The 7,014-nt window shown below is 67.9% G+C and carries 6 protein-coding genes and 1 pseudogene; 4 read left to right on the forward strand and 3 right to left on the reverse strand.

Features of this window, described 5'->3' with window-relative positions:
* Positions 1-421: phosphoribosylformylglycinamidine synthase subunit PurQ (locus ACWIQA_RS09020; RefSeq protein WP_448582742.1), on the forward strand; the 421-nt coding region annotated here is incomplete at its 5' end.
* On the opposite strand, the gene ACWIQA_RS09025 is transcribed toward ACWIQA_RS09020, so the two are convergent.
* Entirely contained in the window at positions 418-1,179 is a 762-nt protein-coding gene (locus ACWIQA_RS09025) for a queuosine precursor transporter (protein ID WP_448582743.1), read from the reverse strand. The two genes, ACWIQA_RS09020 and ACWIQA_RS09025, sit on opposite strands and share 4 nt — an antisense overlap.
* Entirely contained in the window at positions 1,176-3,545 is a 2,370-nt protein-coding gene (locus ACWIQA_RS09030; protein WP_448582744.1) for a penicillin acylase family protein, read from the reverse strand. The genes ACWIQA_RS09025 and ACWIQA_RS09030 overlap by 4 nt, the downstream gene beginning before the upstream one ends.
* A gap of 103 nt (positions 3,546-3,648) precedes the next feature.
* Here ACWIQA_RS09030 and cobT point away from each other — a divergent pair, with 103 nt between their 5' ends.
* The 3 genes and pseudogenes from cobT to ACWIQA_RS09045 all read left to right on the forward strand — a co-directional run.
* On the forward strand, positions 3,649-5,496 hold the full coding sequence (gene cobT / locus ACWIQA_RS09035) for a cobaltochelatase subunit CobT (protein ID WP_448582745.1): 1,848 nt from the start codon (positions 3,649-3,651) through the stop codon (positions 5,494-5,496).
* Between the two features lie 187 nt (positions 5,497-5,683).
* Complete coding sequence (locus tag ACWIQA_RS09040; RefSeq protein WP_448582746.1) at positions 5,684-5,956, forward strand: hypothetical protein; 273 nt, start codon at positions 5,684-5,686, stop codon at positions 5,954-5,956.
* A 618-nt stretch (positions 5,957-6,574) separates the two neighbouring features.
* A pseudogene (locus tag ACWIQA_RS09045) lies at positions 6,575-6,676 on the forward strand (PEPxxWA-CTERM sorting domain-containing protein); the annotation flags it as partial.
* 74 nt (positions 6,677-6,750) lie between these two features.
* On the opposite strand, the gene ACWIQA_RS09050 reads toward ACWIQA_RS09045, so the two are convergent.
* Positions 6,751-7,014 (reverse strand): hypothetical protein (locus ACWIQA_RS09050; protein WP_448582747.1); only part of this gene is annotated, 264 nt, incomplete at its 5' end.

A 7,014-nucleotide genomic window follows, 5' to 3' on the forward strand; every position in this document is an offset into this window, starting at 1 on the left:
GGTGCTCGGAATCTGCAACGGCTTCCAGGTGCTGACCGAGGCCGGGCTTCTGCCGGGCGCCCTCATGCGCAACGCCGGGCTCGACTTCCTCTGCCGCGACGCGAGGCTCGAAGTCGTCAGCGCGGACAGCCCCTTCACCCGCGGCTATACGGCGGGCGAGACCATCACCGTCCCGATCGCCCACCATGACGGCAACTTCCAGGCCGACGCTGAGACACTCGACCGGCTCGAGCAGCAGGGCCAGGTCGCCTTCCGCTACGCCGAAGAGGTCAATGGCTCGGCCCGGCGCATCGCGGGCATCCTGAACGACAAGCGCAACATCCTCGGCATGATGCCGCATCCCGAACGCTGCGTGGAGCCCGCCCACGGCAACCAGGACGGCCGCCGCCTGTTCGAGGGGCTCTTGTCAATCCTCGCCTAGATTTGCGTCCGGAAGGGCGTGAAATCGGTTTCGACATCATAGACATCGAGGCCCTCGGCGCGCTTCATGAAGCCCACCACCTTATAGGTGACGGGGGTGAGCGCCGCCTCCCAGCCCACCTTCAACAGGTAGTTGGTCAGCATCACCGTCAGAACCAGCGACGTCTCCCACACGCCCCAGAAGGCCAGCGGGTAGAAGAGGAGGCTGTCCACCCCCTGGCCCACCGCCGTCGAGCCGATGGTCCGAGTCCAGAGCCAGCGGCCCTTGGTCAACACCTTCATCCGCGCCAGCACATAGGCATTTGCGATCTCGCCGGCCCAGAAGGCGAGGATCGAGGCAGCGAAGATGCGCGGCACTTGTCCGAACACCTGCGCCATCGCTTCCTGTCCCTTCCAGTCGGGTGCAGGCGGGATCCAGACGATGAAGGCGGCCATGCCGGCAGCGAAGGCCGCAGCGACAAAGCCCACCCACACCACCCGCCGGGCCCGGGCATAGCCATAGACCTCGGTCAGCACGTCGCCCAGCACATAGGACAGCGGGAAAAACAGGATGCCGGCGCCGAAGACGGTTGCGCCAAGGTGGGGAAGCTCGACTTCGGCCACCTTGCCCGCGCCAATAAGGTTCGAGCAGATGAGAATGGCAACGAAGGCGGCCATGCAATAGTCATAGTAGCGAAGCCGCCGCCCTGTGATCTCAGAGGCCTCGACTGCGCGCACGCCTTCCGGCTCGACGACAGCAACCTCGGGCTGGCGAGTCATCGGCGTCCCCCGGCTGGCACGAGGGTCAGCTTCCAGCGTGGCGGACCAGGCAGAAAGGGGGTCGCGCGCCCCTCCACCCAGGCCTGGTGGCCAGCAAGATAATAGGGCGCGCGCGGGTTCCCGGCCTGGCTTCCGGGCATGTGGAAGATTCCCTCCGCCTCGTGCCCGGGCGAGACTGCGAACCGCTCGGAGGCACCGAAGCCGGGCGCCTGCGCGCGCACCGTCGAGCGGTCGCCAGGCACTGGCACTTCCGGCGGGTCCGTCACCCAACCGATGAAGGGGAGCACGCGCGCCAGCGGGTGCTTCACTCCTGCCACGCCATAGCCGCCCCAAGTGAAGCTGGCCGGGTCGCGCCCCACTTCCTTCACAAGCTCCGCGAGCTTCGACTCGAGATAGGCGTCCCAGCCGGCATGGCCGGGCGGCAGCAGCTCCTCCGGCCGCGCATCGAGCACGCGGCGAATGCTGCCCTCGGCTTGTGCGGGTGCAAACGTACGGCGGAAGCCGACAGGCTCGGGCTTGCCGCCAAGCCAGGCTTCGTAGAGCCCTTCCAGCACCAGCCGGCGGAACCGGTCCACCAGCCGGAAGGCGACCGACTCCGGCACCGCCCGCCCGTCCCAGGCGGCAAGATAGGGGCGAAGCGCCTGGAGCTTCGCATCCCCCGGGCGCCTGGCGATCTCGGCTGCGAGCAATGCGGCCCACCAGCCATTGCGTGGCGAGACATCGTCGAGCTGGATCGCAAGCATATCCGCCGGCGCGAAGCGGTTCTTCGCGAACAAGAGGTCCCGGATCCGGCCCGCACGACCCCCTGTATCATAGCCGCCATCGCCCAGCAGCGGATAGGCGTTGCCGCCGATCACGCGCGCGTTCGCAGTCCAGATCCGCCCGGATGGCGGGTTCATGACCACCGGCACGGCGCCGGGCTCGAGCATCCCAGCCCAGCCCGCCCTGCCATCGGCGAAGGAGACGGCATCGCGCCCGTCGAAGCCGAAGCGGGCCGGCACTTGGCCCATGATGGTCCAGCCGATATTCCCCTCACGGTCCCCCACCACCAGATTCTGTTGCGGCAGGGCAGCGCTGTGGGCAATGGCGATGGCTTCCTCCACGCTGCTGGCCGCCTCGAGCGCGAGGAAGGGCGCGAGCCGCACGGCATCGGGCGCATGCGCAGTCCAGCGCATGGCAATCGTGCGACCAAGCGCATCCGTTCCCACCACCGGGCCCCATATGGTCTCACGCACCTCCAGCCGCTCGGCGCCAGTGCGGTGGGCCAAGACCTCGGCGTGCACGACAAACGGCCGCTCACCGTCCGGCGTCCGGTAGAAGCCGGGCCGCGTCTCTTCGACAATCACCGCATCGGCCGTGTCGATATAGCTGTTGGTGAAGCCCCAGGCGATCCGCCCGGTCGAGCCCGCCACCACGAACATGGCCCCAGGGAGAGTCACGCCAGTCGCATCGAGCTCCCCTCGCACCACCAGCCGTGCCCGGTACCAGGTGCCCGGAACGGTCAGCCCCAGGTGCATGTCGTTTGCCACCAGCGCAGCCCCACTGGTCGAGAGCATGCCTGAAACTGCCCAGTTGTTGCTGCCCGGAACGGACGCTTCCACCAGCTTCCCGGCCCCGGTTTCTTCCCGGGGCAGCAAATGCTCGGGCATCGGTGGCTCTGGCAGGCGGCTGCCATCGAGCGGCGCGTCCAGCGGGGTCGTCTCGGGGTAGAGAAAGTCCGCCAGCGCCCGGCCGCCACGCGCTTGCGCGCGCGCCCGGTCCATCTCCCGCTGCGGCGTGGCGGGCTGTAAATTGAGATACATGGCGAACACGGCAAGCAGCGTATCCTCCGCCGCCCAGGGCTCGGGTGCCCGCAACAGGGCCATATGCTCGAACGGACGGCCGCCGAGATCGGCAAGGCCCGCATTCACGCCCGCCACATAGGCATCGAGGATGGCGCGCTCGTCCGCCTTCATCCCGGCCACCATGGCGCGCGCCCGGGCGCGAAAGCGATGCCGCCTCACCTGCCGGTCGATGGCGAGCGCCGGCGGGCCAAGGAAGGCGGCGAGTTCGCCAGCGGCTGTCCGCCGTAGCGTCTCCATCTGGAAGAAGCGCTCCTGGGCGTGGAGATAGCCGAGCGCCTGCGCCACATCGAGGCGGCTGGCGCCAGTGATGGTTGGCACCCCTTCCAAGTCGCGCGTGATGGTAACCGGCGCATCGAGGCCGGCCATGGTGAGCTCGCCTTCGAGCCGGGGCTTCGAACCCTCCATTGCCCGCCACACCGCAACCACCCAGGCCGTAACAAGGATCATTAGGATGGCAAAAAGCGCCAGCGCCGCCTTGCCCAGCCTCTGCCACACCGACGCCCGCGCTGGTTCGCCCCGCATCGCTGCCCCTTAGCGCAACTGCTGGCAACGGAAAGCCCGCCCGGCCCGGTGCGACTGGATTTCCCGCTTCCGGCTGCAGGCCCTGCTGCGCTATCGATTGCCTGTGATCGACTCCAACCCGATCGAGGAGTTCCGCGTTGCGCTTGAAGCCTGCGCGCGGGCGCTTGGGCGCCGCCCGGAACTGCAGCTCTCCTACACGGCGGACAAGCCCGCCTTGACCGGCGACAGCGCCCGCGTGCCCCAGCCGGGCCGCGCGCTTGCCCCTGAACAGGTGGCCGAAGCCCGCGGCTGGGCTGACCGTTTTGCCCTTCGCCAGCGCCTCCATGATGCCCGCGCCCATGCCGAAGTGCCAGTTGCACCCGGCCTTGCGCGCGAGCTTCTGAACGCTGCCGAGCAGGCGCGGATCGAGGCCGTGGGCGGGCGCGATATGGCCGGAGTCCGCCAGAACCTCGACCGCATGACCGAGACGCGCTTTCGCACCGATCCCATCGCCCGCGCCCGGACGGCAGAAGAAGTGCCGATGGCATCAGCAATGCAGCTCTTGGTACGCGAGCGCCTGACAGGCGCTGCCCCACCGGCTGCAGCAGCCGCTGCCCTTGACCTCGTCCGCGGTCATCTTGAGGAACGGGCCGGAGCCCATCTCGATGCGCTCGCCGCCTGCCAGGACGACCAGGTCGCCTTTGCTGAAGCCTTTGTCCGCGTGCTTTGCGACCTCGGCCTCGCCGACAACCCCGATGCCGAGATCGAGGAACAGGAAGAGCAGGCAAGCGAAGGGGAGGAAGGCGCCGACCCCGCCGAGCAGGAACCATGCGAAGACCAGGGGCGTGAGGCGGCGGACTCGTCAGTTGAGACCCGAAGCGACGCGGAAGGCAAGGAGGAGGACGAGGACAGCCGCGAGGTCGACATGAACATGGACGACCTTTCAGAAGCGGAAATCGGCGAGGAGGGGGAGGAGGGCGTGCTGCCCTGGCGCCCCAATCTCCTGGCTGAGAAATTGCCGCCTGAGTTTGACTATCGAGTCTATACCCGCGAGTTCGACGAGCAGGTCGCAGCTGAGAGCCTGTGCGACGCTGAGGAGCTCACTCGCCTTCGTGGCTATCTCGACCAGCAGCTCGTGACCTTGCAGGGTGCGGTCACCAAGCTCGCCAACCGGCTGCAGCGGCGCTTGCTCGCGCAGCAGAACCGCGCCTGGGAATTCGACCAGGAGGAGGGCCTCCTCGACACCGCCCGCCTGACCCGCGTGGTCGTAAGCCCGGAGAGCCCGCTTTCCTACAAGGTCGAGCGGGACACTGACTTCCGCGACACGGTGGTCACCCTTCTCATCGACAACTCCGGCTCGATGCGCGGCCGCCCCATCTCGATCGCCGCCATCTCCGCCGACATCCTCGCCCGCACGCTCGAGCGCTGCGCGGTCAAGACCGAGATCCTCGGATTTACCACCCGCGCCTGGAAAGGTGGCCAGTCCCGCGAGAAATGGCTTGCCGCCGGCCGCCCGGGAAAGCCCGGCCGCCTCAATGATCTCAGGCACATCATCTACAAGGCAGCCGATGCGCCCTGGCGCCGGGCACGGCGCAACCTCGGGCTCATGATGCGCGAAGGGCTCTTGAAGGAGAATATCGACGGCGAGGCCCTGCTGTGGGCCCATGAGCGGCTCCTCGGCAGGCCCGAGGACCGCCGCATCCTCATGGTCATCTCCGATGGCGCGCCGGTCGATGATTCGACGCTCTCGGTCAACTCGGGCAACTATCTCGAACGCCACCTCAGGCAGGTGATCGGCTGGATCGAGACCCGCTCGCCGGTCGAGCTCATTGCCATCGGCATCGGCCATGATGTCACGCGCTACTATCGCCGCGCCGTCACCATCATGGACGCCGAGCAGCTTGGCGGCGCGATGGTCGACCAGCTCGCCCAGCTGTTCGAGGAGGACCGGCCAGCACGCCGGCGGCGCTGAACGCCAAGGCGCAAACGCGCCCTGATGTGACAAACCTGACACTCGGTGCGCGGCTGTAAAAACTTTTGACACACCGGCTTCGACCCTCCGCAGATTAGGCCATAATCATAGACTTTTAGCGATACCAGCTGGTTGGCACGGTTCTTGCTCTATCGGTCATACCTGGGTCTGCAACAGGGAGACTGGCATGAAACTGAAGCTTCTCGTCGCCGCCGGCGCGCTCGCGCTCGGCATGACCGGCGCCAACGCCGCCGTCATCATCACCAACGGCACCATCGGCCTCGGTGTGAACGCCGCGGGCCATCTCAACCTGTTCGGCGGCCCCGACATCCCGCCGAGCGCGGGTGGCACCGACGCCTATGGCCTCAGGGACCTGCGCACCGGCTTTGAATCGACCGCGCCCGGCTGCCTGTGCGAAGGCTGGGGCGTGTCGAATGGCCTCTCCGGCTGGACCGCCTAGGTCGATACCGGTGGCGTCAGCGTCGGCGTCATCAGCTTCGGCTCGACCGCTTCGACTGCGACCAGCGTGACCAACGCTGGCGGAGTGTTCGAAGAGACCCACCTGTTCCAGCCGTCGGCTACGCCCGACCTCATGGAAGTCGTGGTCACGATCAAGAATATCTCCGGCGGCGCGGTGGCCAAGACCCTCTACCGCCGCGGGATGGACTGGGACATCGAGCCGAGCCCGTTCAGCGAATATGTGACCATCGGCGGCACCGCCGCAGCAACGGCCGTCATCGGCGCCGTCAACAACGGCTTCTGCAATGTTAACCCTCTCGTCGGCTGCGCGCCGCTCCTGGCGGGCGGCGTCGGCGACTTCGTCGATCTCGGGCCTTCTGATCATGGCGCCAACTTCGACTTCGACTTCGGCCCGCTGGCCGACGGCGCGTCGGTCACATTCTCGATCTTCTACGGCGCCTCGCCCACCCAGATCGCGGCGTTCAACGCCCTCAACTTGGTGGGCGCCGAAGTCTATTCGCTCGGCAAGTCGCTCGACAATCTTTCTGGCACGCTCGCCGGGCGGTCGGTCTTCATCTTCGGCTTCAAGGGCGTCGGCGGCACCGTGGTGCCCCCCGGTGGTGTGATCCCCGAGCCCGGCACCTGGGCGATGCTGATCGCCGGCTTCGGCATGGTGGGCTTCGCTGCCCGCCGCCGCCGGACCACGGTCGCAACCGCCTGACATCCGCGTCATCGAATGGCGGGGCCGCGATCCTCGGGGGTCGCGGCCGCTTTCCGTGCCGACGGATGAGCCCGTCAGAGCAGGAGATCGGCGGCAAGGAAGGCGAAGAAGAAGCCAAGCGCCCAGAGCAATGCGGAAAGCGCCAGCACCCCGGCCGACAGCCGCCGGAGCCGCGCGCAGGCCGCCGCCTTCGCCGGATCCGCCGGGCAGGGCAGGCGCGCCGCCTGGCGGTGGAGGAGGAAGGCGGCCAGCAGCAGCCCAGCGCCGGCGAACAGCCACGCCTTCCAGCGGCTGAGCGAGACCAGCCAAGGCGCCGCCGAGACAAGGCCGGCCAGCGC

The organism is Thermaurantiacus sp., from assembly GCF_053487655.1.